The sequence below is a fragment of the Mesorhizobium sp. WSM4807 genome (assembly GCF_055811615.1).
Genome location: NZ_JBVVQY010000010.1, coordinates 187,647 through 210,926 on the forward strand (window position 1 = coordinate 187,647; position 23,280 = coordinate 210,926).

Below are 23,280 nucleotides of genomic sequence, written 5' to 3' on the forward strand. Positions count from 1 at the left end.
TTTTTTTTTTTTTTTTTTTGGGGGGCCCCCCCCCCCCCCCCCCCCCCCCCGCGGGGGGGGCCCCCCCCCCCCCGCGGGGGGGGGGGGGGCCACGTCCCGCTCGACCCCCAGTCCCGGTTGATAGTAGCCGGCTTTTGGCACGCTGACAGGTTCAGCGACTGCCACACCTGATCCGACGAGACTTGCCAGCCTCTGCACCAGCGCCGTCATATTCTCCGGGCCGCCTTCACGGAAATAGCCAAGCAGCGCGTCCAACTCTTCGCGCGGCAGCGTCGAGCATTCGATCAGCCGGAGATCCTCGTCGCGGCATTCGCCGGGCAGCAGCGCCAGTTTTATGCCGCGTGCGCGGGCGGTCGAGGCGAGCTGGTCGCAGCCGTAGCGCCACCAGTCGTAGCCGCCGAGGATGCGAACCAGAATAACCCTGGCGTGCCGGGCGACGCTGTCGATCCAGAGATCGACGGACATCGGATGGCGGAGATCGCGCAAAGCCGCCAGCCGCATCGAGGGCAGGCGTTCCGCGTCCGTCTTCCACGCTGCTGCCAGCCCGGCCAGATCGCTGTCGGTGAAAGACAGCGCCACGACATCGGCAGGCGTCTGCCTGAGATCAACAGGCTCGGCGAGATCGTCGAGCGAGGCGGATGTTGTGGTGAGGATGTGCATCGCGGCTCGTGCCTGAGGTCAGCCGGCGAGAATACGCTCGATGGCCGGGCGGTTCAGCCCTTTCAGGCCGATGACGACGAGGCGCGAACGGCGCTCGTCCTCGGCGGTCCAGGCGCGGTCGTAATAGTGATTGACGCGTGGGCCGACGGCCTGCAGCAGGAGCCGCATCGGCTTGCCGCCGACCTCGACGAAACCCTTGACGCGCAGCACGTTTTCTTCCTCGGCCGCGGTGGCGACGCGCAACGCCAGCTCGTCGGGATTGGCGATCGATGGAATGTCGATGACGAACGAGTCGAAATCGTCATGCTCATGGTCGAGCTCGTCGTCGTGATGGGTCTTGCGGTTCTCGATGTCGTCCTCGACGGCAAGGCCGAGGCCGAGCAGCACAGACGGATCGACCTTACCCTGCGAGGTCGGCACGATCTTGACGGCGCGCGCGGCATGCTCGCCGATGATCGCATTGGCCCGGGCCGAGCCGGCGGCGTCCATCAGGTCGCTCTTCGACAATATGATCAGGTCGGCGCAGGCGAGCTGGTCCTCGAACACCTCCTCGACCGGATCGTCGTGGTCGAGCGTCTCGTCCTGCGCGCGCTGCGCCTGCAGGGCGTCCATGTCGTTGGCGACGCGGCCTTCCGCCAGCGCCGGTCCGTCGACGACCGCAATGACGCCATCGACGGTCACCCGGCTCTTGACCGTCGGCCACTGGAAGGCCTGGACCAGCGGCTTGGGCAGAGCCAGCCCGGAGGTTTCGATCAGGATATGGTCGACTTTCGGCGATAGCGACAGGATCTGGTCGAGCGCCGGGACGAAGTCGTCGGCGACGGTGCAGCAGATGCAGCCATTGGCCAGTTCGACGATGTTTTCCTCAGGGCAGGTGTCGATGCCGCATCCCTTCAGAATCTCGCCGTCGATGCCGATATCGCCGAACTCGTTGACGATGATGGCCAGCCGCTTGCCGCCGGCGTTTTCGAGCAGGTGGCGGATCAGCGTCGTCTTGCCGGCGCCGAGGAAGCCGGTGACGACGGTGCAGGGCACGCGGGAGATGTTAGCGGACGACTCTGGAGTGGTCATATCTGGTCCTTCAAAAGGTCGAGGGGAGGAATGCGGGCGACGAGGCCGCGTTTCAGGCAATCGGGGCGGCCGCGCCATGGAATGAGGCCGTCCGTCGAGGTGGCGAAGAGCTTTGCACCGGCGACCAGATCGGCGCCGCTGGTCACGGTCAGGTCGCCGAAGACATAGCTCCAGCAGCCGTCGCGCAGGATAGCGGCGCTGAGGCGGCGCTTGCAGTTGCCGAGGCATTCGACGGTGCGGATACGGATATTTTCGCCTGATACAGCGCGGCGCGTGTCTTCGGCCAACAATTCGCCGGCGCGAGGATGGCCATCGGAGCCAGTCTCATCGCGGCAGGAGGCGCAGACGATCACGGTGACGTCGGCCAGAGCATCCCTATCGCCGGACAATACGCCCGCTGTCTCAGCCGAAAAACTGCTGTCGCGTTCCAAATCAGGCTCCTTGCCCGGAAAACCCGCCAGGCGATCGGATTCTTATGTCCTAGACGGCAGGTCTCCTGGCTCGCGGGTCATCGCCTTGGTGCCGCCTTCCCGGGACCGTCCCAGTGGTTATCGGCCTTGGCTCGTCGCTTACAGTTGCGGGGACAGCCGCGGATTTGAAATCGGGATTTCGCACCGCATTCCCTCTTGGCTCCTCCCTTTGCCGAGAGGAGACCGTCTGAACCGGATTTAGGCTTGTGCAGGCAGTCGTGTCAACGCACGTCTACGACGCGGCAATGTTGGCGAGAGCCGAACCCAGATCGCCGGCCGGCGTCACCTCGATGCGATCCAGGCCGAGCCAACCCTGCATCAGCTTCAACTCGTCGAAGAGTTCGGCGGCGGTTTGCGGCGGGGCGCCGGGCTCGGCATAGGCGGCATGGACGCGCAGCACGCCGGCGGGGCGGTCGGCCTTGAGGTCGACGCGCGCCACGATCCTTTCGCCGAGCAGGAACGGCAGCACGTAATAGCCGTATTGGCGCTTTTCGGCGGGGGTGTAGATCTCGATGCGATAGCGGAAGTCGAACAGTCTTTCCGTGCGCGCTCGTTCGAAGACGACCGGATCGAAGGGAGCAAGCAAGGCGCGCGCCTCGATCTTGCGCGGAAAACGGGCATCCCTGTGAAGATAGGCTGTTTTGTCCCAGCCTTCGACGCGAACCGGCAAAAGATCACCGGCGTCGACCAGTTCCTCAATGCGGCCCTTGATGTCGGCGGGAGAGAGACGGAAATAGTCGCGCAGGTCGCCCGCTGTCGCGACGCCGTGGGCGCGGGCGGAAATGCGCAGCAATTCGCGGTGCGCGTCCTCCGGGGAGGGCACCGGCAAAGCAAGTACTGCCGGCGGCAGCACGCGCTCCGGCAGATCGTAAAGCCGCTCGAAGCCACGACGCGACGCCGTGGTGATACGGCCGGCCCAGAACAGCCATTCGAAAGCGTGCTTGGCATCGCTCCAACCCCACCAGCCGCCGTTTCCCTTCTGGCCTTCGAGGGCGGATGCGGCGACCGGCCCTCGTTCGACGACCTCGCGATAAATGTCTTCAATGTAGGCGGCGCGTTCGCGGCCCCACTTGGCCAGTCCGTTATACATTTCCTCGCCACGTTCGGCCCGCTCCATGCGCCAGCGCATCAGCGGATAGGTTTCGACCGGCAGAAAGGAGGCTTCGTGCGCCCAATATTCGAAGACCGTGCGCTTGCGCGTCACGGCGGCGTTATCGAGCAGCGCAAGCGGGTAGGGGCCAAGCCGCGAATAGAGCGGCATATAATGGGCGCGCACCACCGCGCTGACGGAATCGATCTGCAGCAGGCCGGTCCGGGCAAGCACACGGGCCAGATGGCGGCGATCCGGCGTGCTGCTGGGGCGAGGATCGGCAAACCCCTGTGCGGCAAGCGCAACGCGCCGGGCCATGGCGAGCGAGATTTTTTCCTTCATGCAGACGGCACTCTGTTGGCGCTCGACCAAAGTGGGAGCGATGATTCCGCACCATGCTAGCAGGGTTTTGGCGGCATCTATGTCAGGAGAGAAAACTGGAGTAAAAAATGAAGGAAATCAAACAGGAGCGGATCGGATCAGTTTATCCGGATATGCCGTCGAGCACCGGGTTTTGAACAAGGTTTGACTTGCTTCGCCGAAAGCCCTGCGCTAACCCTCGCCGCGTTGCAGCATAGAGCCCCCTAAAACGGTTCAGTGGTTAAACTGTCACGCTTCCGCAAGTGGGTCCGGTGCTGTAATCAGAGTGGATTGGCCGCCAACGGAAAGCTGCAGCATGAACGCATTGTTGAGTTCGTACCTGCCCATCGTCCTGTTCATCGGCGTGGCGCTGGTCGTCGGCCTGGCGCTGCTTGCCGCACCCTTCCTGGTGGCCTACCGCAACCCCGATCCGGAAAAGCTTTCCGCCTATGAATGCGGCTTCAACTCGTTCGATGACGCCCGCATGAAGTTCGACATCCGTTTCTACCTGGTGTCGATCCTGTTCATCATCTTCGATCTGGAGGTGGCCTTCCTGTTTCCGTGGGCAGTGTCTTTCAGCCAGATCGGCATGCTCGGTTTCTGGTCGATGATGGTGTTTTTGGCGGTGCTGACCATCGGCTTTGCCTATGAATGGAAGAAAGGAGCGCTGGAATGGGATTGAGCGACAATTCCGGCACGCTCGTCGCGCCGAAGCCAAAGGGCATTCTCGACCCCAGCACCGGAAAGCCGGTGGGGGCGAATGATCCTTTCTTCCTCGAGATCAACAACGAGCTGGCCGACAAGGGCTTTCTCGTCACCTCGACCGAGGCGCTGATCACCTGGGCGCGTAGCGGCTCGCTGATGTTCATGACCTTCGGTCTTGCCTGCTGCGCGGTCGAGATGATCCACACCTCGATGCCGCGCTATGACAGCGAGCGTTTCGGCGTCGCGCCGCGCGCGTCGCCGCGCCAGTCGGACATCATGATCGTCGCCGGCACGCTGACCAACAAGATGGCGCCGGCGCTGCGCAAGGTTTATGACCAGATGCCGGAGCCGCGCTACGTCATCTCGATGGGCTCCTGCGCCAATGGCGGCGGCTACTACCACTATTCCTATTCGGTGGTGCGCGGCTGTGACCGCGTCGTGCCGGTCGACATCTATGTGCCCGGCTGTCCGCCGAGCGCGGAAGCGCTGCTCTACGGCATCCTTCTGCTGCAAAAGAAGATCCGCCGCACCGGCACGATCGAGCGGTGAGCGGGATGATGAGCCTGAATGAACTCTCGACCTATCTCGGCGAGAAGCTGAGCGGCCGGATCGGCGAGGCGGTGTTTGCCTATGGCGAACTCACCATCTCGGTCGAGCCGCAGGATCTGATCGAGGTGGTGAGCTTCCTGCGCGACGATCCAAAATGCCAGTTCATCTCGATCATCGACGTCTGCGGCGCCGATTATCCATCGCGGGCCAAGCGCTTCGACGTTGTCTATCACCTGCTGTCGCCGAAGCAGAATATTCGCATCCGCATCAAGGTCCAGGCCGACGAGGAGACGGTGGTGCCGTCGATCACTGGCGTTTATCCCGGCGCCGACTGGTTCGAACGTGAGACCTACGATCTCTATGGCGTGCTGTTTTCGGGCCATCCCGATCTCAGGCGGATTCTGACCGATTACGGCTTCGAGGGTCATCCGCTGCGCAAGGATTTCCCGCTGACCGGTTTCGTCGAGGTGCGCTACGACGACGAGGCCAAGCGGGTCATCTACGAGCCGGTCGAGCTCAAGCAGGAATTCCGCAATTTCGATTTTCTCAGCCCTTGGGAGGGGACGGATTACGTCCTTCCGGGGGATGAAAAAGCCAAGACGAATTGAGACGCCAAAATGGCTGAAACTTCCGTCCGCAACTTCAATATCAACTTTGGGCCTCAGCACCCTGCTGCCCATGGTGTTTTGCGGTTGGTTCTAGAACTCGATGGCGAAGTCGTCGATCGCGTCGATCCGCATATTGGGCTGTTGCATCGCGGCACCGAAAAGCTGATCGAAGCCAAGACCTATCTGCAAGCCGTGCCCTATCTCGACCGGCTCGACTATTGCGCGCCGATGAACCAGGAGCATGCCTTCGCGCTGGCCGCAGAGCGGCTGCTCGGCATCGAGGTGCCGAAGCGCGGCCAGCTGATCCGCGTGCTTTATTGCGAGATCGGCCGCATCATGTCGCACATCCTCAATGTGACGACACAGGCGATGGATGTCGGCGCGCTGACGCCGCCGCTTTGGGGCTTCGTCGAGCGCGAAAAACTCATGGTGTTCTACGAGCGGGCCAGTGGCTCGCGCATGCATGCAGCCTATTTTCGGCCCGGCGGCGTCCACCAGGACCTGCCGCAGCAGCTGGTCGAGGATATCGGCAACTGGATCGATCCGTTCCTGAAATCGCTCGACGACCTCGACGCACTGCTGACCGGCAACCGCATCTTCAAACAGCGCAATGTCGATATCGGCATCGTCTCGCTGGCCGACGCCTGGGCCTGGGGTTTTTCGGGCGTCATGGTGCGCGGCTCCGGCGTCGCCTGGGATCTGCGCAAGTCGCAGCCCTATGAATGCTATGCCGAGATGGATTTCGACATTCCAATCGGCAAGAACGGCGACTGCTTCGACCGTTACCTCGTGCGCATGGAAGAGATGCGCCAGTCGGCGAAAATCATGCGCCAGTGCGTAGACCTGCTGCTCGGCAAGGATGGCACAGGGCCGGTGTCGAACCTCGACGGCAAAGTGGTGCCGCCGAAGCGTGCGGCGATGAAGCGTTCGATGGAGGCGCTGATCCATCACTTCAAGCTCTACACCGAGGGCTACCGCGTGCCGGCCGGCGAGGTCTATGCGGCGGTCGAAGCACCGAAGGGCGAGTTCGGCGTCTATCTGGTCTCGGACGGGACCAACAAGCCCTACCGCTGCAAGCTGCGCGCGCCAGGCTTCGCGCATCTGCAGGCCATGGACTTTCTGTGCCGCGGCCACATGCTGGCCGACGTCACCGCCGTTCTCGGCTCCCTCGACATCGTGTTTGGTGAGGTCGATCGCTAAATGTCAGTCCGCCGTCTCGCAGAAGCCAGCCTCCAGCCAGCCGCCTTCGCCTTCAACCGGGCGAATGCGGCAGCGGCGAAGCAATGGATCAAGAAATATCCGAAGGGCCGCGAGCAGTCGGCGATCATCCCCTTGCTGATGCTGGCGCAGGAGCAGGAAGGCTGGGTGACCAAGGCGGCGATCGAGACGATCTCCGACATGCTCGGCATGCCTTACATCAGGGGGCTCGAAGTTGCGACCTTCTACACCCAATACCAGCTCAATCCGGTCGGCACCCGCGCGCATATCCAGGTCTGCGGCACCACGCCCTGCATGCTGCGCGGCTCGGAAGCACTGATGAACGTGTGCCGCTCGAAGATCCATCACGACCAGTTCCACACCAACGACAAGGGCACGCTGTCGTGGGAAGAGGTCGAATGTCTTGGCGCCTGCGTCAACGCGCCGATGGTGATGATTTTCAAGGACACGTTCGAGGACCTGACTCCAGAGCGGCTTGCCGAGATCATTGATCTCTATGACGCCGGCAAGGGTGCCTCGGTGAAGCCGGGGCCGCAGAACGGCCGCATCACCTCCGAGCCGATCACCGGCCTGACGACGCTGAAGAACGAAAAGGCGATCCTGAAGACGACCCGCGACAGGGAAGCCAAGGCAGCCGCCAAGGCAGCCAGGGAGGCAGCGCCAGCGGCAATTGTCGCGACGCCAGCCGCTCCGGCCCAGGCACCGGCCGGCCCCGTTGCGCCGTCGAAGGCCAGCAAGCCGAAGACCGATGCGCCCGAAACCAGCCCGGCGCTGAAGTCGCCTTCGCCGGTCAAGGTGGCACCAGAGACGGAAAAGGCGGCGAGCGTCGCCGCACCGCGGCATTCGGCCGCCAACGCCAACAAGGCCGCGCCGGAAGTCGAAAAGGTTTTGAAACAGCGCAGCGGTCCCATAATCAAGGCTGAACCAGCGGCCGCTTTCAAGGCGCCGGAAGCCAAGGGCACGCAGCTCGGCGCTGCCGGTAAGACGGCCGCCGCGAAGACGACCAATGCCAAGCCTGCCAAGCCTTCGCTCGAGGACAAGAACCGGCCGGCCGGCATCGCAAGGCCGGCATTGGTCGACGATCTCAAGCTGATCTCAGGCGTCGGTCCGAAGATCGAGGGCATCCTGCATTCGCTTGGCATCTTCACTTACGCGCAAGTCGCGTCCTGGAAGAAGGCCGAGCGCGAGTGGGTTGACGGCTATCTCAGCTTCCACGGCCGCATCGAGCGCGAAGACTGGGTCAAGCAGGCCAAGGCGCTCGCCAAGGGCGGGATCGCCGAATATTTCCGCGTCTTCGGCAAGAAACCGGTCTGAGGAACGAACAATGCTTCAGGACAGAGACCGCATCTTCAACAACATTTACGGCCGCTTCGACAAGTCGCTGGCCGGCGCGATGGCGCGCGGCGCCTGGGACAACACGCCCGGCATCATCGCCAAGGGGCGCGACTGGATCGTCAACGAGATGAAGGCATCAGGCTTGCGCGGCCGCGGCGGCGCCGGCTTCCCGACCGGGCTGAAATGGTCGTTCATGCCCAAGCAGAGCGACGGCCGGCCGAGCTATCTCGTCGTCAATGCCGACGAATCCGAGCCCGGCACCTGCAAGGACCGCGACATTTTGCGCCATGACCCACATACGCTGGTCGAGGGCTGCCTGATCGCCGGCTTCGCCATGGGCGCGGTCGCCGCCTACATTTATGTGCGCGGCGAGTTCATCCGCGAGCGCGAGGCGCTGCAGCGCGCCATCGACGAGGCCTATGAGGCCAAGCTGATCGGCAAGAACAACACGTCCGGCTACGATTTCGACATCTACATGCATCATGGCGCCGGCGCCTACATCTGCGGCGAGGAAACGGCGCTGCTCGAAAGCCTCGAAGGCAAGAAGGGCCAGCCGCGGCTGAAGCCGCCATTTCCGGCCAATGTCGGCCTCTATGGCTGCCCGACGACGGTCAACAATGTCGAGTCCATTGCCGTGGCGCCGACCATTTTGCGCCGTGGCGCGGCCTGGTTCTCGTCCTTCGGCCGGCCCAACAATGTCGGCACCAAGCTGTTCTGCATCTCCGGCCACGTCAACAATCCGTGCACCGTCGAAGAAGCGATGTCTATCCCGTTCCGCGAACTGATCGAGACGCATTGCGGCGGCATTCGCGGCGGCTGGGACAATCTGCTGGCGGTCATTCCGGGCGGCGCTTCGGTGCCGCTGGTGCCGGCGGAGCAGATCATCGACGCGCCGATGGATTTCGATGCGCTGCGCGACCTGAAATCGGGCCTTGGCACGGCGGCTGTCATCGTCATGGACAAATCGACCGATGTCGTGAAGGCGATCGCGCGGCTTTCCTACTTCTACAAGCACGAGAGCTGCGGCCAGTGCACGCCGTGCCGCGAAGGCACCGGCTGGATGTGGCGGGTGATGGAGCGTCTGGTGCGCGGCGAAGCGCAGAAGCGTGAGATCGACATGCTGCTCGACGTGACCAAACAGGTCGAAGGCCATACGATCTGCGCGCTGGGCGATGCGGCGGCATGGCCGATCCAGGGCCTGATGCGGCATTTCCGTGGCGAGGTGGAGCGGCGTATCGACGAGTTTTCCCGCAACGCGCACCGCGCAGAGCCGGTGATGGTGGCGGCAGAATAGAGACGAATTCGAAATACGGGCGAATGCCCGATTGGAATGCGGGCAAGTGCCCGATTTGAGGAAACAGGCCGGGGCATACGGAAGAAACGACCAGGAGACCACCTATGTCGCTGAATTCGAGACTCGATCATTTGATGCCAGATTTGGACCCGTTCGAAAAAATGAACCAGGACCTGACCAGGATGATGCCGAAGGAGATGGCCAGCGCCGTCAATCTGCTGGCGCACCCTGTCGCGGGTGCGGCAGCGATGTCGGCGCTTGGCATCGGGCTTGCCAATCATGCCTTTGGGGTATGGATGGGCGTGCTCTCGGGTGCCGCCGAGGCCTCGCAGCGGCTCTTCCAGCCGATGGTCGACGATTTCGATGCCAGGATCGAACGCTTTTCCGAGACAGGGACGAGCTCCTCGACCAAGGCGCGCGCGGCGACGAAAACCTTGATTGCCGAGGCGCAGTCCTTCGCCAGGGACGTGAACGACATAGCCGCGAGCAGCATGGATGATGCACGCAGCGTGGTGGATGCAGCCGCCGCACCGGCCGGGTTGATGCCGGAGGACTTCAAGCAGCCCAAAGCCATGGATCGTCCGGCAAATCCGGCCGACCTCAAGGCGATATCGGGCATCGGGCCGAAGCTGGAAGAGGTGCTGAACGGCTTGGGCATCTGGACGTACGGCCAGATCGCGGCATGGACGCCGGAAGAGATCGCCTGGGTTGACGATTATCTCTCATTCAAGGGCCGCGTCGGTCGCGACAATTGGCTTGGTCAGGCGGCGGTGCTGGCCGCGGCCAAACATTGAATTCAATGCCGGGCGCGGTTTCGGCTGCGCCCGGAGAGAAAGATTGCGGAATGTCCGCAGGGGTTTGAGACGACATGGCAAAGCTCAAGGTCGACGGGAAAGAGATTACTGTACCCGACCACTACACGCTGCTGCAGGCAGCCGAGGACGCCGGCGCGGAAGTGCCGCGCTTCTGCTTCCATGAGCGGCTGTCGATCGCCGGCAATTGCCGCATGTGCCTGATCGAGGTGAAAGGCGGGCCACCCAAGCCGCAGGCGTCCTGTGCCATGGGCGTGCGCGATCTGCGCCCGGGACCGAATGGCGAAACGCCGGAAATCTTCACCAACACGCCGATGGTCAAGAAGGCCAGGGAAGGTGTGATGGAATTCCTGCTGATCAACCATCCGCTCGATTGCCCGATCTGTGACCAGGGCGGCGAGTGCGACCTGCAGGACCAGGCGATGGCGTTCGGCGTCGATTCCTCGCGCTATCACGAGAACAAGCGGGCGGTCGAAGACAAATATATCGGGCCGCTGGTCAAGACGATCATGAACCGCTGCATCCATTGCACGCGCTGCGTCCGCTTCACCACCGAAATTGCCGGTATTTCAGAGCTCGGCCTGATCGGCCGCGGCGAGGACGCCGAGATCACCACCTATCTCGAAAGCGCGATGACCTCGGAACTGCAGGGTAACGTCATCGACCTTTGCCCGGTCGGTGCGCTGACCTCCAAACCCTACGCCTTCCAGGCGCGACCGTGGGAACTGACTAAGACCGAATCCATCGACGTCATGGACGCCGTCGGCTCGGCGATCCGCGTCGATTCCAGAGGCCGCGAGGTAATGCGCATCCTACCGCGTACCAACGAGGCGGTGAATGAGGAGTGGATTTCCGACAAGACCCGCTTCATCTGGGACGGCTTGCGCGCCCAGCGCCTCGACCGGCCATACGTACGCAAGAACGGCAAGCTGGCCCCGGCAAGCTGGGCCGAGGCTTTCTCCGCGATCAAGGAAGCGGTGTCGAGTACCGCACCCGACAAGATCGGCGCCATATCAGGCGATCTTGCTGCCGTCGAGGAGATCTATGCGCTGAAGCTGCTGATGGCGTCGCTCGGCTCGAAGAACACCGACTGCCGCCAGGATGGTGCTGCGCTCGATCCGTCGCTCGGCCGGGCAAGCTATATCTTCAACCCGACCATCGAGGGCATCGAGCAGGCGGACGCGGTGCTGATCATTGGCGCCAATCCGCGCTTCGAAGCGTCCTTGCTCAACGCTCGCATCCGCAAGCGCTGGCGGGTCGGCAACCTGCCGGTCGGCGTCATCGGCGATGTCGGCGATACGCGCTACGATTATGAGCAGCTCGGCGCCGGAACGGAATCGCTGAAGGATCTGGCGGACGGCAATGGCAAGTTCTTCCAGGTGCTGAAGAAGGCGACGCATCCGCTTGTTATCGTCGGCCAAGGTGCGCTGGTACGTTCGGATGGCGCGGCCGTGCTCGGCCAGGCGGCGAAGCTTAGCCTGGCCGTCAATGCCGCGAGAGCCGACTGGAACGGCTTTGCCGTGCTGCACACAGCGGCGGGGCGTGTCGGCGGTCTTGATGTCGGCTTCGTGCCGGGCGAGGGCGGCAAGAACGTCGCCGGCATGCTGGGCGACATGGACGTGCTGTTCCTGCTCGGCGCCGACGAGATCGCCATGGCCAAGACCGGCGCCGCCTTCGTCGTCTATATCGGCACGCATGGCGACCACGGCGCGCACCGCGCCGACGTCATCCTGCCGGGCGCCGCCTATACCGAGAAGTCGGGCACCTACGTCAACACCGAGGGCCGCGTGCAGCAGACCAACCGTGCCGGCTTCGCGCCGGGCGATGCCCGCGAGGACTGGGCGATCCTGCGGGCGCTGTCGGATGTGCTGGGCAAGAGATTGTCGTTCGATTCACTGCCGCAGCTTCGCGCAAAACTCTATGGCGAATACCCGCATCTTGCCCGCATCGACCAGGTCGCGGCCGGCAACACTGACGATGTCGCCAGGGTGGCGAAGCTCGGCGGGCGGCTTAACAAGGGCAGCTTCACCTCGCCGGTTAGGGATTTCTACCTGACCAACCCGATCGCGCGGGCTTCCGCGGTGATGGCGGAATGCTCGGCGCTGGCGAAAAACGGCTTCAGGCAGGCGGCGGAATAAGCATGGACACCTTCTTCTCCTTTTACGTGCTGCCGGCGCTGCTCATCCTGCTGAAGTCGGTCGTGCTGATCGTCGTGCTGTTGATCTTCGTCGCCTACATCCTGTACGCGGATCGCAAGATCTGGGCGGCGGTGCAGTTGCGCCGCGGCCCCAACGTCGTCGGCCCATGGGGCACGCTGCAGGCTTTCGCCGACCTTCTGAAGTTCGTGTTCAAGGAGCCGGTGATTCCGTCCGGCGCCAATAAGGGCGTTTTTCTGCTGGCGCCGTTGGTGTCGGCGGTGCTGGCGATCTCGGCCTGGGCGGTCATTCCGGTCAATGAGGGCTGGGCGATCGCCAACGTCAATGTCGGCATCCTCTACGTCTTCGCCATCTCCTCGCTCGAGGTCTATGGCGTGATCATGGGCGGCTGGGCGTCCAACTCGAAATATCCGTTCCTCGGCGCGCTGCGCTCGGCGGCGCAAATGGTGTCCTACGAAGTCTCGATCGGTTTCGTCATCGTTACCGTGCTGCTTTGCGTCGGCTCGCTCAACCTGTCCGATATCGTGCTGTCGCAGCAGGATGGGCTGGGCACGCGGGTTGGCCTGCCCAACACCTTCCTCGACTGGCATTGGCTGTCGCTGTTCCCGATGTTCATCATCTTCTTCATCTCGGCGCTGGCCGAGACGAACCGCCCGCCTTTCGACCTTGTGGAAGCCGAATCGGAACTCGTTGCCGGCCATATGGTCGAGTATTCGTCGACGCCGTTCCTGCTGTTCTTCCTCGGCGAATATGTCGCCATCGTGCTGATGTGCGCGCTGGCCACCATCCTGTTCCTCGGCGGCTGGCTGCCGCCCTTCGACTTCGCTCCCTTCACTTGGGTTCCGGGCCTGATCTGGTTTGTGCTCAAGGTCTGCCTGGTGTTCTTCATGATCTCGATGGTGAAGGCCTTCGTGCCGCGCTACCGCTACGACCAGCTGATGCGGCTCGGCTGGAAGGTCTTCCTGCCGATCTCGCTGGCGATGGTGGTGATTGTCGCCGCGTTCCTCAAGATCACGGGGTTTGCGTGATGTCTGCTCTAGCCCAAGCCGCAAAATCGCTGCTCCTGCAGGACTTTGTCAGCGCTTTCTTCCTGTCGATGCGCCAGTTCTTCGCGCCGAAGGAGACGATCAACTATCCGCACGAGAAGGGGCCGACCAGTCCGCGCTTCCGCGGCGAGCATGCGCTGCGCCGCTATCCGAACGGCGAGGAACGCTGCATCGCCTGCAAATTGTGCGAGGCGATCTGCCCGGCGCAGGCCATCACCATCGAGGCCGGCCCGCGCCGCAACGACGGCACGCGCCGCACCGTGCGCTACGATATCGATATGGTGAAGTGCATCTATTGCGGCTTCTGCCAGGAGGCCTGCCCTGTCGACGCCATCGTCGAGGGGCCGAATTTCGAGTTCGCGACCGAGACGCGCGAGGAACTTTATTACGACAAGGACAAGCTCTTGGCCAATGGCGACCGCTGGGAGCGCGAACTGGCGCGCAACATCTCGCTGGATGCGCCGTACCGCTGACATTTGACGCATGGACGAGGCGAAGGGCCTCGTTTAAGGAACACGCGGCTTCGGCACCGTAGGCGGAACGAAGCACACAACGGACAGTGCGAAAGCCGGTCCGACAGGAACCCCGGGGGAACCCATGCTGAATGGACTAGAGGCGGCCTTTTTCTACCTCTTCGCCTTTGTCGCGGTGGCGTCGGCGTTCATGGTCATTTCGGCGCGCAATCCCGTGCATTCGGTGCTGTTCCTGATCCTGACCTTCTTCAATGCCGCGGGCCTGTTCATGCTGACCGGCGCCGAGTTCCTGGCGATGATCCTGCTTGTCGTCTATGTCGGCGCGGTCATGGTGCTGTTCCTGTTCGTCGTCATGATGCTCGACGTCGATTTCGCCGAAATGAAGGAAGGCGCCCTGCAATATGCGCCGATCGGCGCGCTGGTCGGGCTGATCCTGGCGGCTGAGCTGATCGTCGTGCTCGGCGGCTATACGTTCGCGCCGCAACTGGCCGCGACGGTTGCAAAACCCATTCCGGACCTTGCCGCGCGCTCGAACACCGCAGCGCTCGGCGACATCCTCTACACGGACTACCTCTACTATTTCCAGATTGCGGGCCTTGTGCTGCTGGTCGCCATGATCGGCGCCATCGTGCTGACGCTGCGCCATAAGCCGGGCATCAAGCGGCAGTCAATTGCCGCCCAGGTCGGCCGCACGCCGGCAACGGGAATGGAAATCCGCAAGGTCAAGACGGGCGAAGGAATCTGAGATGGTCGTCGGCATCGCACACTATCTGACCGTATCGGCGATCCTGTTCACGCTCGGCGTGTTCGGCATTTTTCTCAACCGCAGGAACATCATCGTCATCCTGATGTCGATCGAGCTGATCCTGCTCGCGGTCAACATCAATTTCGTCGCCTTCTCGGCAGCACTCGGTGATCTCGTCGGACAGGTGTTTGCGATGTTCGTGCTGACGGTCGCAGCGGCTGAAGCTGCGATCGGCCTCGCCATTCTCGTCGTCTTCTTCCGCAACCGCGGTTCGATCGCGGTCGAAGACGTGAACATGATGAAGGGTTGACGGAAACCACCATGTATCAGGCCATCGTCTTCCTTCCTCTGCTCGGCTTCCTGATCGTCGGCCTGTTCGGCACGTCGCTTGGCGCCAAGGCGTCCGAATACCTCACCTCCGGCTTGCTGGTGATATCAGCCGTGCTGTCGTGGGTCGCCTTATTCTCGGTCGGCTTCGGCGAGGGCGAAGTGTTCACCGTGCCGGTGCTGCGCTGGATCCAGTCGGGCGGGTTAGAGGCCGCCTGGGCACTGCGCATCGACACGCTGACGGTGGTTATGCTGGTCGTCGTCAACACGGTGTCGGCGCTGGTTCACATCTACTCGATCGGCTACATGCATCACGACCCGAACCGGCCGCGCTTCTTCGCCTATCTGTCGCTGTTCACCTTTGCCATGCTGATGCTGGTGACGGCCGACAACCTCGTGCAGATGTACTTCGGCTGGGAAGGCGTCGGCCTCGCCTCCTATCTCTTGATCGGCTTCTGGTACAAGAAGCCATCGGCCAATGCCGCCGCGATCAAGGCCTTCGTCGTCAACCGTGTCGGCGATTTCGGCTTCGCGCTCGGCATCTTCGGGGTGTTCGTGCTGTTCGGCTCGGTCAATCTCGGCACCATCTTCGCCAATGCGGCGACGTTCGTTCCGGCCGAAGGTGCCCCAGAGGGCGCTGCCGTATTGACCTTCCTCGGCTATGCGCTCGACAAGCAGGCTGCGATGACCGTTGTCTGCCTGCTTTTGTTCATGGGCGCCATGGGCAAGTCGGCCCAGGTGCCGCTGCACACCTGGCTGCCGGACGCCATGGAAGGCCCGACGCCGGTCTCGGCGCTCATCCATGCCGCCACCATGGTGACGGCCGGCGTGTTCATGCTGGCGCGGCTGTCGCCGCTGTTCGAACTGTCGCATTCAGCGCTGATCGTGGTCACCTTCATCGGCGCCTTCACCGCCTTCTTCGCGGCGACCGTCGGCCTCGTTCAGAACGACATCAAGCGCGTCATCGCCTATTCGACCTGCTCGCAGCTCGGCTACATGTTCGTGGCGCTTGGTGTCGGTGCCTATGGCGCGGCGATCTTCCATCTGTTCACGCATGCCTTCTTCAAGGCGCTGCTGTTCCTCGGCTCGGGCTCGGTGATCCACGCCGTCTCCGACCAGCAGGACATGCGCAAGATGGGCGGCCTCAGAACGCTCATTCCGAAGACCTACTGGATGATGGTGATCGGTACGCTGGCGCTGACCGGCGTCGGTATCCCGGTGACAGTCATCGGCACCGCCGGCTTCTTCTCCAAGGACGCGATCATCGAAAGCGCCTTTGCCGCGCACAATCCGATCGCCGGCCTTGCCTTCGTGCTGCTGGTCGTCGCCGCCTGCTTCACCAGCTTCTATTCCTGGCGGCTGATCTTCATGACCTTCCACGGCCAGCCGCGGGCGAGCCACGAGGTGATGCACCATGTCCATGAATCGCCGCCGGTCATGCTGGTGCCGCTGTTCATCCTGGCGGCGGGCTCGCTGTTCGCCGGCCTGATCTTCCATGGCGCCTTCATCGGCGAGGGCTATGCCGAGTTCTGGAAGGCATCGCTGTTCACGCTGCCGGAAAACCATATCCTGCACGACATCCACGAAGTGCCGCTGTGGGTGAAGCTGGCGCCGTTCATCGCCATGCTGATCGGCTTTGCGATTGCCTGGCAATTCTACATCCGCGCGCCGGAAATGCCGAAGAATTTGGCGGCGCAGCATCGCGGGCTCTACGCCTTCCTCCTCAACAAGTGGTATTTCGACGAACTCTACGACCTCCTGTTCGTGCGGCCGGCAAAACGCCTCGGCCACTTCCTGTGGAAGACCGGTGACGGCACCGTCATCGACGGGCTTGGTCCGGACGGCGTTTCGGCGCGCGTCGTCGACGTCACCAACCGGGTCGTCAAGCTGCAGACCGGCTACCTCTATCACTATGCCTTCGCCATGCTGATCGGCGTTGCCGCACTCGTCACCTGGATGATGCTCTGATGAAGATCCTCTCGCTGGTCACCTTCCTGCCGCTGGTTGGTGTGCTGCTCATCCTGTTCGTGCGTGACGACAGCGAGAATGCCCGCCGCAACATCCGCGCCATCGCGTTGTGGACGACGAGCATCACCTTCATCATCTCGCTGTTCATCTGGACCGGCTTCGACAATTCGGAGCCTGGCTTCCAGTTCGTCGAGAAGTTTGCCTGGCTGGATTCCGGCATCTCCTACCATATGGGCGTCGACGGCATCTCCATGCTGTTCGTCATCCTGACCACCTTCCTGATGCCGCTGTGCATCCTGGCTTCGTGGGAATCGATCGAGCAACGCGTCAAGGCCTACATGATCGCCTTCCTGCTGCTGGAGACGCTGATGATCGGCGTGTTCTGCGCGCTCGACATCGTTTTGTTCTATGTCTTCTTCGAAGCCGGCCTGATCCCGATGTTCATCATCATCGGCGTGTGGGGCGGCAAGCGGCGCGTCTATGCCTCGTTCAAGTTCTTCCTCTACACGCTGGCCGGCTCGGTGCTGATGCTGCTCGCCATCATGGCGATGTTCTTCCAGTCCGGCACCACCGACATTCCGACGCTTCTGACGCACAACTTCCCGGCCACCATGCAGACCTGGCTATGGCTCGCCTTCTTTGCCTCCTTTGCCGTGAAGATGCCGATGTGGCCGGTGCACACTTGGCTGCCGGACGCGCATGTCGAGGCGCCGACGGCCGGGTCGGTGATCCTGGCCGCCATCCTGCTCAAGATGGGCGGATACGGCTTCCTGCGCTTTTCGCTGCCGATGTTTCCGATCGCCTCGGAGATGTTCGCGCCGCTGGTCTTCGCGCTGTCCGTGGTCGCCATCATCTACACCTCGCTGGTGGCGCTGATGCAGGAGGACATGAAAAAGCTGATCGCCTATTCGTCGGTCGCCCATATGGGCTTCGTCACCATGGGCATCTTCGCGATGAACCAGGAAGGGGTCCAGGGGGCAATCTTCCAGATGCTGTCGCACGGCCTCGTCTCCGGCGCGCTATTCCTCTGCGTCGGCGTCATCTACGACCGCTTGCACACGCGCGACATCGACGCCTATGGCGGGCTGGTCAACAACATGCCGAAATACGCCACCGTGTTCATGATCTTCACCATGGCCAATGTCGGCCTGCCCGGCACCAGCGGCTTCGTCGGCGAGTTCCTGACCATGCTCGGCGTGTTCCGGGTCAACACCTGGGTGGCGTTCTTCGCCGCCACCGGCGTCATCCTGTCGGCCGCCTATGCGCTCTGGCTCTATCGCCGGGTGATCTTCGGCGCGCTGACCAAGGACAGCCTGAAAGGCCTGCTCGACCTGTCGGCGCGCGAGAAGGTGATCATCTACCCGCTGGCCGCGCTGGTCATCTTCTTCGGCGTCTACCCGGCGCCGGTCTTCGACGCGACGGCCGAATCGGTCAAGGCGCTCGTCACCAATGTCACCGCATCCATCGACACCGCGCAGACCGCGGCGGCTAACTGACTGAGAGGTTTTGCGAACCATGACGCCGGACCTTCTCTCCAGCCTGTCGTTGTCGACACCAGAGCTGATCCTCGCCACTGGCGCCCTGGCGCTGCTGATGCTCGGCGCCTATTCGCGCGCCAACACCACCACCACGGTGAGCGGCCTTGCCGTCGCCGTCCTGGTGGTTGCCGGCGTCTGGACGATCTTTTCCACCGGGCAGGGCAACGCTTACGGCGAAGCCTTCGTCCAGGATCCCTTCGCCCGCTTCATGAAGGTGCTGGCGCTGATGGGGTCGGCGGTGACGCTGGTCATGTCGATGCGCTTCGCCAAGGCGGAGCATTTCGACAAGTTCGAATATCCGGTGCTGATCCTGCTGTGCACGCTCGGCATGATGCTGATGATCTCGGCCAACGGCATGATCGGGCTTTATCTCGGCCTCGAATTGCAGTCGCTGGCGATCTACGTGCTGGCGGCGATCAACCGGGACAATCTGCGCTCGACCGAGGCGGGTTTGAAATATTTTGTCCTCGGCGCGCTGTCGTCGGGCATGCTGCTTTACGGCATCAGCCTCGTCTACGGCTACACCGGCAACACCGGGTTCCAGGAGATTGCCACGGCGTTGGGCGGCGGCGAGCGGCAGCTTGGCCTCGTCTTCGGCCTGGTCTTCGTGCTGGCCGGCCTCGCCTTCAAGATATCGGCGGTGCCGTTCCACATGTGGACGCCCGACGTCTATGAAGGCGCGCCGACGCCAGTGACGGCCTTTCTCGCCGCGGCGCCGAAGATGGCGGCGATGGCGCTGATCGTGCGCGTCACCATGGGCGCGTTCAAGCCGATCGCCGCCGACTGGCAGCAGATCATCGTCTTCATCTCGATCGCCTCGATGGTGCTCGGCGCCTTCGCGGCTATCGGTCAGACCAATATAAAGCGGCTGATGGCCTATTCCTCCATCGGCCATATGGGCTACGCGCTGGTCGGCCTCGCCGCCAACAGCCAGGCTGGCGTGCGCGGCGTCGCTATCTACATGCTGATCTATCTGGTGATGACGCTCGGTACCTTCGCCTTCATCCTCGCCATGCGGCGCAAGGAAGGCAATGTCGAGCAGATCAGCGATCTCGCCGGCCTGTCGTCGACCAATCCGATCATGGCGACGATCCTCACCATCCTGATGTTCTCGCTGGCCGGCATCCCGCCGCTGGCCGGCTTCTGGGGGAAGTGGTACGTGTTCCTCGCCGCCATCAACGCCAACCTCTACGCGCTGGCGATCATCGGCGTGCTGGCCTCGGTGGTGGGCGCCTACTATTATCTGCGCATCATCAAGATCATGTGGTTCGACGAACCGGTCGGCGGCTTCGTGCCGATGGCGACCGAGCTTCGCGTCGTGCTCGGCGTCTGCGGCGCCTTCGTGCTGTTCTACGTGCTGATCGGCGGGCCGATCGGCACCTATGCCGAAGCCGCAGCCAAGACATTTTTCTGACGGGATGGCATTTCGGCTGGCTCCAACAGCGGCCTCGGAAGGGTTTCGGCTCGAGGCACATGACACGGTCGGCTCCACCAATGCGCTGGCGCTGGACCATGCGCGGGCGGGGGATCCGGGCAAGCTCTGGGTCGTTTCAAAAAAACAGGAAAGCGGTCGTGGCCGGCGAGGCCGGGTCTGGGCGACGCCCGAGGGCAATCTGGCGGCGACGCTGCTGGTGGTCACAAATGCCGAGCTTCGCCTGGCTGCGACGCTCGGCTTCGTCGCCGGCCTGGCGCTGGCCGATGCGCTCGACGCCGTCGTGCCGAAGGGCCGGATCGCAATCGGCCTCGACGGCGGCAGCGATGGAAGAAGCCGTTTCGAGCTGAAATGGCCAAACGATGTGCTCGCCTCCGGCGCCAAGCTTGCCGGCATCCTGCTGGAATCGGCGATACTCGAAGGCGATCGCTTCGCGGTGGCTGTGGGCGTCGGTGTCAATGTTGTGGCTTATCCCAAAGATTTGCCTTATCCGGCGACATCGCTCAGGGCGCTGGGCGCTGCTTGCGATGCCGAGACGTTGTTTCTGGCGCTGTCGGATGCCTGGAGCGAGAATGCGCGGCTGTGGAATGATGGGCGCGGGCTTTCCGCCGTCAGGCGGCGCTGGCTGGCGCGCGCGGCAGGGCTTGGCGGGCAGGTTGCTGTCAGAATTGACGGTAATGTGGTGCGCGGCACGTTCGAGACCATTGACGAGGACTGCCGTTTCGTGATCCGCGACGATGAGGGTTCGGTTCTGACGATCGCCGCCGGCGATGTGCATTTCGGTGCAGTCGCGTCGGCCCAGTTTTGACGGGTCAGGTTTGACCGGCCCCGTTTGGAAGGGCTTGGCTTGACCGGCCAGGAAAGGAAAGATCATGGCGACAGCGGAAAACGCCGAACTCGTCTTCGTGCCGCTCGGCGGCGTCGGCGAGATCGGCATGAACTTCGCCCTCTATGGCTACGGCCCGGCCAATGCGCGCGAATGGATCGTCGTCGATGTCGGTGTCACCTTTCCCGATGCCAGCCTGCCCGGCGTCGACCTGGTGCTGCCAGACACGCGCTTCATCGAGGAGAACATCGCCAATCTGCGCGGCATCGTCATCACGCACGCGCATGAGGACCATTACGGCGCGCTGCTCGACACATGGCCGAAGCTCAAGGCGCCGGTCTGGATGACGCCGTTCGGCGCTGGATTGCTGGAAGCCAAGCGGCAGGGCGTGCAAGGTGCACCGAAAATCCCGGTGACGATCTACCGCGCCGGCGAAAAATTCAGCGTCGGCCCGTTCGAGATCGAGGCCATCCCGGTCGCGCATTCGATCCCCGAACCGATGTCGCTGGCGATCACCTCGCCGGCCGGCACCGTCATCCATACCGGCGACTGGAAGATCGATCCGGCGCCGACGATCGGGCCGATGACCGACGAGGCCCGCTTCCGCGCCTATGGCGACAACGGCGTGCTGGCGCTGATCTGCGATTCCACAAATGCGCTGCGGGAAGGGGAATCGCCATCGGAAGTGGCGGTTGGCGAGGGCCTCAAGGGCGTCATCCAGAGCGCCAAGGGCCGGGTCGCGGTCACCACTTTTTCCTCCAATGTCGGGCGTATCGTCTCCATTGCCAAGGCGGCACGCGATGCTGGCCGCCAGTGCCTGGTGCTCGGCCGCTCGCTGAAGCGCGTCATCGATGTTGCCGGCGAGCTCGGCTATATGGACGGGCTGCCTGAATTCATCGCCGAGGAGGACTTTGGCTTCATCCCGCGCGAAAACCTCGTCATCATCTGCACTGGCAGCCAGGGCGAGACGCTTGCGGCCTTGGCAAAACTGTCGCGCGATGAGATGAAATCGGTGTCGCTGACGGCAGGCGACACGGTGGTGTTTTCCTCGCGCACCATTCCCGGCAACGAGAAGGGCATCCTCGAGATCAAGAACCGGCTGATCGATCTCGGCATCAAGATCATCGAGGACGGCGATGCGCTGGTGCACGTCTCCGGACATCCGCGTCGCAGCGAATTGCGCAAGATGTATCAATGGGTGCGCCCGCAGATCGGCGTGCCGGTGCATGGCGAGGCCGCGCATCTGGTGGCGCAGGGGTCGCTGATGTCGGTGTCCGGCATCGGCCAGGTGGCGCAGGTCCGCGACGGCGACATGCTGCGGCTCTATCCCGGTGCGGCGACGATCATCGACCAGGTGCCGTTCGGCCGCATCTACAAGGACGGCAGGCTGATCGGCACTGACCAGGCGATGGGCATTCGCGACCGGCGCAAGCTGTCCTTTGCCGGCCATGTCGCGGTTAATGTCGTGCTCGACGACAGGTATGAGCTCGCCGGCGATCCCGATCTGGTCGCCATCGGCGTCGCCGAGGCCGATGCCCACGGCGAGAGCCTGGAAGACCTGATGATCGATGCGGCAATCGGCGCCGTGGACTCCATCCCCCGTCAGCGCCGAAGAGATCTCGACCTCGTGCAGGAGGCAGTGCGCCGCGCCGTCCGCGGCGCCGCCAATGAAGCCTGGGGCAAGAAGCCGCTGGTGACGGTGTTCGTCACAAGGTAAGGGGAGTAGGGGAGTAGGGCAGTACGGCAGTAGGGGGAGAAGTAGTTTTTCCCTACTCCCATACTGCCCTATTGCCTTACTGCCCTGAGGAAAACCTATGCTCGGACGCCTGAACCATGTCGCGCTTGCTGTGCCGGATCTGGCCGCGGCGACGGCGGCCTATCGCGATACGCTCGGCGCTCGGGTGAGCGCGCCGCAGGCGCTGCCGGAGCATGGCGTGACGGTGGTGTTCGTCGATGTCGGCAACACCAAGATCGAATTGCTGGAGCCGCTCGGCGAGGATTCGCCGATCGCGGCATTCCTCGAGAAGAACCCCTCGGGCGGCATGCATCATGTCTGCTACGAGGTCGACGACATTCTTGCCGCGCGTGATCACCTCAAGGCCAGCGGCGCCCGCGTCCTTGGCGACGCCGACCCGAAGATCGGCGCGCATGGCAAGCCGGTGCTGTTCCTGCATCCCAAGGATTTCTTCGGCACGCTGGTCGAACTGGAGCAAGCATGAGCTGGGTTTCGTTCCTCGCCCTGTTCTTCATCACATGGTGGGTAGTGCTGTTCGCCATCCTGCCGTTCAGTCTGAGGACGCAGGACGAGGATGAGGACGTGACGCTGGGCACGGTACCCAGCGCGCCGCGCGGACCCCATATGCTGCGCGCCGTGCTGCGGACGACGATCGTCACGATGGTTCTTCTTGGCATCTTCTATGGCATTACGAGGGGGCTCGGCCTCGGCATCGACGACATCCTGCACATCGTGCCGGATTTCAGCCAGAGACCCCAAAATTAGACCGCCGGGCACGGCTGGCCACATCTTGCATGCGAGCACCAATCCGGGCTGGAAGCCGATGCAGGTTCCGAACCCGCTGTGCTGACGCAAGGTAAAG

General features: G+C 63.1%; 22 protein-coding genes, 1 pseudogene and 1 riboswitch. Of the genes and pseudogenes, 19 read left to right on the forward strand and 4 right to left on the reverse strand.

Features of this window, described 5'->3' with window-relative positions; all coding sequences use genetic code 11:
* The 4 genes and pseudogenes from AC0L3N_RS15925 to AC0L3N_RS15940 all read right to left on the reverse strand — a co-directional run.
* Positions 1 to 660, reverse strand: a pseudogene (locus AC0L3N_RS15925) (cobaltochelatase subunit CobN); the annotation flags it as partial.
* Between the two features lie 18 nt (positions 661 to 678).
* Complete coding sequence (gene cobW / locus AC0L3N_RS15930; protein ID WP_473548472.1) at positions 679 to 1,731, reverse strand: cobalamin biosynthesis protein CobW; 1,053 nt, start codon at positions 1,729 to 1,731, stop codon at positions 679 to 681.
* Positions 1,728 to 2,162 carry a DUF1636 family protein gene (locus AC0L3N_RS15935; RefSeq protein ID WP_473548473.1) on the reverse strand — a complete coding sequence of 145 codons (435 nt, stop codon included), beginning with the start codon at positions 2,160 to 2,162 and terminating at the stop codon, positions 1,728 to 1,730. Before AC0L3N_RS15935 ends, cobW begins: the two co-directional genes overlap by 4 nt.
* Before the next feature lie 38 nt (positions 2,163 to 2,200).
* Positions 2,201 to 2,404: riboswitch (cobalamin riboswitch) on the reverse strand.
* Between the two features lie 29 nt (positions 2,405 to 2,433).
* Positions 2,434 to 3,633 (reverse strand): winged helix-turn-helix domain-containing protein, encoded by a 1,200-nt coding sequence (locus AC0L3N_RS15940; RefSeq protein ID WP_473548474.1) that lies wholly within the window; start codon positions 3,631 to 3,633, stop codon positions 2,434 to 2,436.
* Between the two features lie 334 nt (positions 3,634 to 3,967).
* On the opposite strand from AC0L3N_RS15940, the gene AC0L3N_RS15945 reads away from it, so the two are divergent.
* From AC0L3N_RS15945 to AC0L3N_RS16035, 19 genes are all read left to right on the forward strand, one after another.
* The gene (locus AC0L3N_RS15945; protein WP_023798850.1) at positions 3,968 to 4,333 is read left to right on the forward strand and encodes an NADH-quinone oxidoreductase subunit A; all 366 of its coding nucleotides are present in this window, start codon (positions 3,968 to 3,970) and stop codon (positions 4,331 to 4,333) included.
* The gene (locus AC0L3N_RS15950; RefSeq protein WP_027156092.1) at positions 4,324 to 4,905 is read left to right on the forward strand and encodes a NuoB/complex I 20 kDa subunit family protein; all 582 of its coding nucleotides are present in this window, start codon (positions 4,324 to 4,326) and stop codon (positions 4,903 to 4,905) included. The genes AC0L3N_RS15945 and AC0L3N_RS15950 overlap by 10 nt, the downstream gene beginning before the upstream one ends.
* Positions 4,906 to 4,913: 8 nt before the next feature.
* Entirely contained in the window at positions 4,914 to 5,513 is a 600-nt protein-coding gene (locus AC0L3N_RS15955; protein WP_287186968.1) for an NADH-quinone oxidoreductase subunit C, read from the forward strand.
* Between the two features lie 9 nt (positions 5,514 to 5,522).
* Positions 5,523 to 6,713, forward strand: a complete 1,191-nt coding sequence (locus AC0L3N_RS15960; protein ID WP_473548475.1) for an NADH-quinone oxidoreductase subunit D — start codon at positions 5,523 to 5,525, stop codon at positions 6,711 to 6,713.
* A complete protein-coding gene (locus AC0L3N_RS15965) occupies positions 6,714 to 8,045 on the forward strand; it encodes an NADH-quinone oxidoreductase subunit E (RefSeq protein ID WP_473548476.1) in 1,332 nt (443 codons plus the stop codon).
* 10 nt (positions 8,046 to 8,055) lie between these two features.
* On the forward strand, positions 8,056 to 9,360 hold the full coding sequence (gene nuoF / locus AC0L3N_RS15970; RefSeq protein ID WP_123151869.1) for an NADH-quinone oxidoreductase subunit NuoF: 1,305 nt from the start codon (positions 8,056 to 8,058) through the stop codon (positions 9,358 to 9,360).
* A 104-nt stretch (positions 9,361 to 9,464) separates the two neighbouring features.
* Positions 9,465 to 10,154, forward strand: a complete 690-nt coding sequence (locus AC0L3N_RS15975) for an NADH-ubiquinone dehydrogenase (protein WP_473548477.1) — start codon at positions 9,465 to 9,467, stop codon at positions 10,152 to 10,154.
* Between the two features lie 74 nt (positions 10,155 to 10,228).
* Positions 10,229 to 12,310, forward strand: a complete 2,082-nt coding sequence (gene nuoG / locus AC0L3N_RS15980) for an NADH-quinone oxidoreductase subunit NuoG (protein WP_473548478.1) — start codon at positions 10,229 to 10,231, stop codon at positions 12,308 to 12,310.
* Positions 12,311 to 12,312: 2 nt separating this feature from the next.
* On the forward strand, positions 12,313 to 13,356 hold the full coding sequence (nuoH, locus tag AC0L3N_RS15985; protein WP_473548479.1) for an NADH-quinone oxidoreductase subunit NuoH: 1,044 nt from the start codon (positions 12,313 to 12,315) through the stop codon (positions 13,354 to 13,356).
* Entirely contained in the window at positions 13,356 to 13,847 is a 492-nt protein-coding gene (nuoI, locus tag AC0L3N_RS15990) for an NADH-quinone oxidoreductase subunit NuoI (RefSeq protein WP_023798861.1), read from the forward strand. Before nuoH ends, nuoI begins: the two co-directional genes overlap by 1 nt.
* Positions 13,848 to 13,971: 124 nt before the next feature.
* Positions 13,972 to 14,592, forward strand: a complete 621-nt coding sequence (locus tag AC0L3N_RS15995; protein ID WP_091594336.1) for an NADH-quinone oxidoreductase subunit J — start codon at positions 13,972 to 13,974, stop codon at positions 14,590 to 14,592.
* 1 nt (position 14,593) lies between these two features.
* Complete coding sequence (gene nuoK / locus AC0L3N_RS16000; protein WP_077383429.1) at positions 14,594 to 14,902, forward strand: NADH-quinone oxidoreductase subunit NuoK; 309 nt, start codon at positions 14,594 to 14,596, stop codon at positions 14,900 to 14,902.
* Positions 14,903 to 14,913: 11 nt separating this feature from the next.
* Entirely contained in the window at positions 14,914 to 16,887 is a 1,974-nt protein-coding gene (gene nuoL / locus AC0L3N_RS16005) for an NADH-quinone oxidoreductase subunit L (protein WP_473548480.1), read from the forward strand.
* Complete coding sequence (locus AC0L3N_RS16010) at positions 16,887 to 18,383, forward strand: NADH-quinone oxidoreductase subunit M (RefSeq protein ID WP_473485355.1); 1,497 nt, start codon at positions 16,887 to 16,889, stop codon at positions 18,381 to 18,383. The genes nuoL and AC0L3N_RS16010 overlap by 1 nt, the downstream gene beginning before the upstream one ends.
* Before the next feature lie 19 nt (positions 18,384 to 18,402).
* Positions 18,403 to 19,839, forward strand: a complete 1,437-nt coding sequence (gene nuoN / locus AC0L3N_RS16015) for an NADH-quinone oxidoreductase subunit NuoN (RefSeq protein ID WP_473548481.1) — start codon at positions 18,403 to 18,405, stop codon at positions 19,837 to 19,839.
* A gap of 4 nt (positions 19,840 to 19,843) precedes the next feature.
* The gene (locus AC0L3N_RS16020) at positions 19,844 to 20,665 is read left to right on the forward strand and encodes a biotin--[acetyl-CoA-carboxylase] ligase (protein ID WP_473548482.1); all 822 of its coding nucleotides are present in this window, start codon (positions 19,844 to 19,846) and stop codon (positions 20,663 to 20,665) included.
* Positions 20,666 to 20,729: 64 nt separating this feature from the next.
* The gene (locus AC0L3N_RS16025) at positions 20,730 to 22,400 is read left to right on the forward strand and encodes a ribonuclease J (protein WP_473548483.1); all 1,671 of its coding nucleotides are present in this window, start codon (positions 20,730 to 20,732) and stop codon (positions 22,398 to 22,400) included.
* Positions 22,401 to 22,497: 97 nt separating this feature from the next.
* Positions 22,498 to 22,902 (forward strand): methylmalonyl-CoA epimerase, encoded by a 405-nt coding sequence (gene mce / locus AC0L3N_RS16030; protein WP_095494636.1) that lies wholly within the window; start codon positions 22,498 to 22,500, stop codon positions 22,900 to 22,902.
* Positions 22,899 to 23,183 carry a DUF1467 family protein gene (locus AC0L3N_RS16035; protein WP_473548485.1) on the forward strand — a complete coding sequence of 95 codons (285 nt, stop codon included), beginning with the start codon at positions 22,899 to 22,901 and terminating at the stop codon, positions 23,181 to 23,183. The genes mce and AC0L3N_RS16035 overlap by 4 nt, the downstream gene beginning before the upstream one ends.
* Positions 23,184 to 23,280: the final 97 nt, after the last annotated feature.

Bases quoted from the DNA above. Each gene is read 5' to 3' on its own strand.
- cobW (WP_473548472.1), bottom strand. From the start codon at position 1,731: ATGACCACTCCAGAGTCGTCCGCTAACATCTCCCGCGTGCCCTGCACC.
- AC0L3N_RS15940 (WP_473548474.1), bottom strand. From the start codon at position 3,633: ATGAAGGAAAAAATCTCGCTCGCCATGGCCCGGCGCGTTGCGCTTGCC.
- AC0L3N_RS15945 (WP_023798850.1), top strand. From the start codon at position 3,968: ATGAACGCATTGTTGAGTTCGTACCTGCCCATCGTCCTGTTCATCGGC.
- AC0L3N_RS15950 (WP_027156092.1), top strand. From the start codon at position 4,324: ATGGGATTGAGCGACAATTCCGGCACGCTCGTCGCGCCGAAGCCAAAG.
- AC0L3N_RS15955 (WP_287186968.1), top strand. From the start codon at position 4,914: ATGAGCCTGAATGAACTCTCGACCTATCTCGGCGAGAAGCTGAGCGGC.
- AC0L3N_RS15960 (WP_473548475.1), top strand. From the start codon at position 5,523: ATGGCTGAAACTTCCGTCCGCAACTTCAATATCAACTTTGGGCCTCAG.
- AC0L3N_RS15965 (WP_473548476.1), top strand. From the start codon at position 6,714: ATGTCAGTCCGCCGTCTCGCAGAAGCCAGCCTCCAGCCAGCCGCCTTC.
- nuoF (WP_123151869.1), top strand. From the start codon at position 8,056: ATGCTTCAGGACAGAGACCGCATCTTCAACAACATTTACGGCCGCTTC.
- AC0L3N_RS15975 (WP_473548477.1), top strand. From the start codon at position 9,465: ATGTCGCTGAATTCGAGACTCGATCATTTGATGCCAGATTTGGACCCG.
- nuoG (WP_473548478.1), top strand. From the start codon at position 10,229: ATGGCAAAGCTCAAGGTCGACGGGAAAGAGATTACTGTACCCGACCAC.
- nuoH (WP_473548479.1), top strand. From the start codon at position 12,313: ATGGACACCTTCTTCTCCTTTTACGTGCTGCCGGCGCTGCTCATCCTG.
- nuoI (WP_023798861.1), top strand. From the start codon at position 13,356: ATGTCTGCTCTAGCCCAAGCCGCAAAATCGCTGCTCCTGCAGGACTTT.
- AC0L3N_RS15995 (WP_091594336.1), top strand. From the start codon at position 13,972: ATGCTGAATGGACTAGAGGCGGCCTTTTTCTACCTCTTCGCCTTTGTC.
- nuoK (WP_077383429.1), top strand. From the start codon at position 14,594: ATGGTCGTCGGCATCGCACACTATCTGACCGTATCGGCGATCCTGTTC.
- nuoL (WP_473548480.1), top strand. From the start codon at position 14,914: ATGTATCAGGCCATCGTCTTCCTTCCTCTGCTCGGCTTCCTGATCGTC.
- AC0L3N_RS16010 (WP_473485355.1), top strand. From the start codon at position 16,887: ATGAAGATCCTCTCGCTGGTCACCTTCCTGCCGCTGGTTGGTGTGCTG.
- nuoN (WP_473548481.1), top strand. From the start codon at position 18,403: ATGACGCCGGACCTTCTCTCCAGCCTGTCGTTGTCGACACCAGAGCTG.
- AC0L3N_RS16020 (WP_473548482.1), top strand. From the start codon at position 19,844: ATGGCATTTCGGCTGGCTCCAACAGCGGCCTCGGAAGGGTTTCGGCTC.
- AC0L3N_RS16025 (WP_473548483.1), top strand. From the start codon at position 20,730: ATGGCGACAGCGGAAAACGCCGAACTCGTCTTCGTGCCGCTCGGCGGC.
- mce (WP_095494636.1), top strand. From the start codon at position 22,498: ATGCTCGGACGCCTGAACCATGTCGCGCTTGCTGTGCCGGATCTGGCC.
- AC0L3N_RS16035 (WP_473548485.1), top strand. From the start codon at position 22,899: ATGAGCTGGGTTTCGTTCCTCGCCCTGTTCTTCATCACATGGTGGGTA.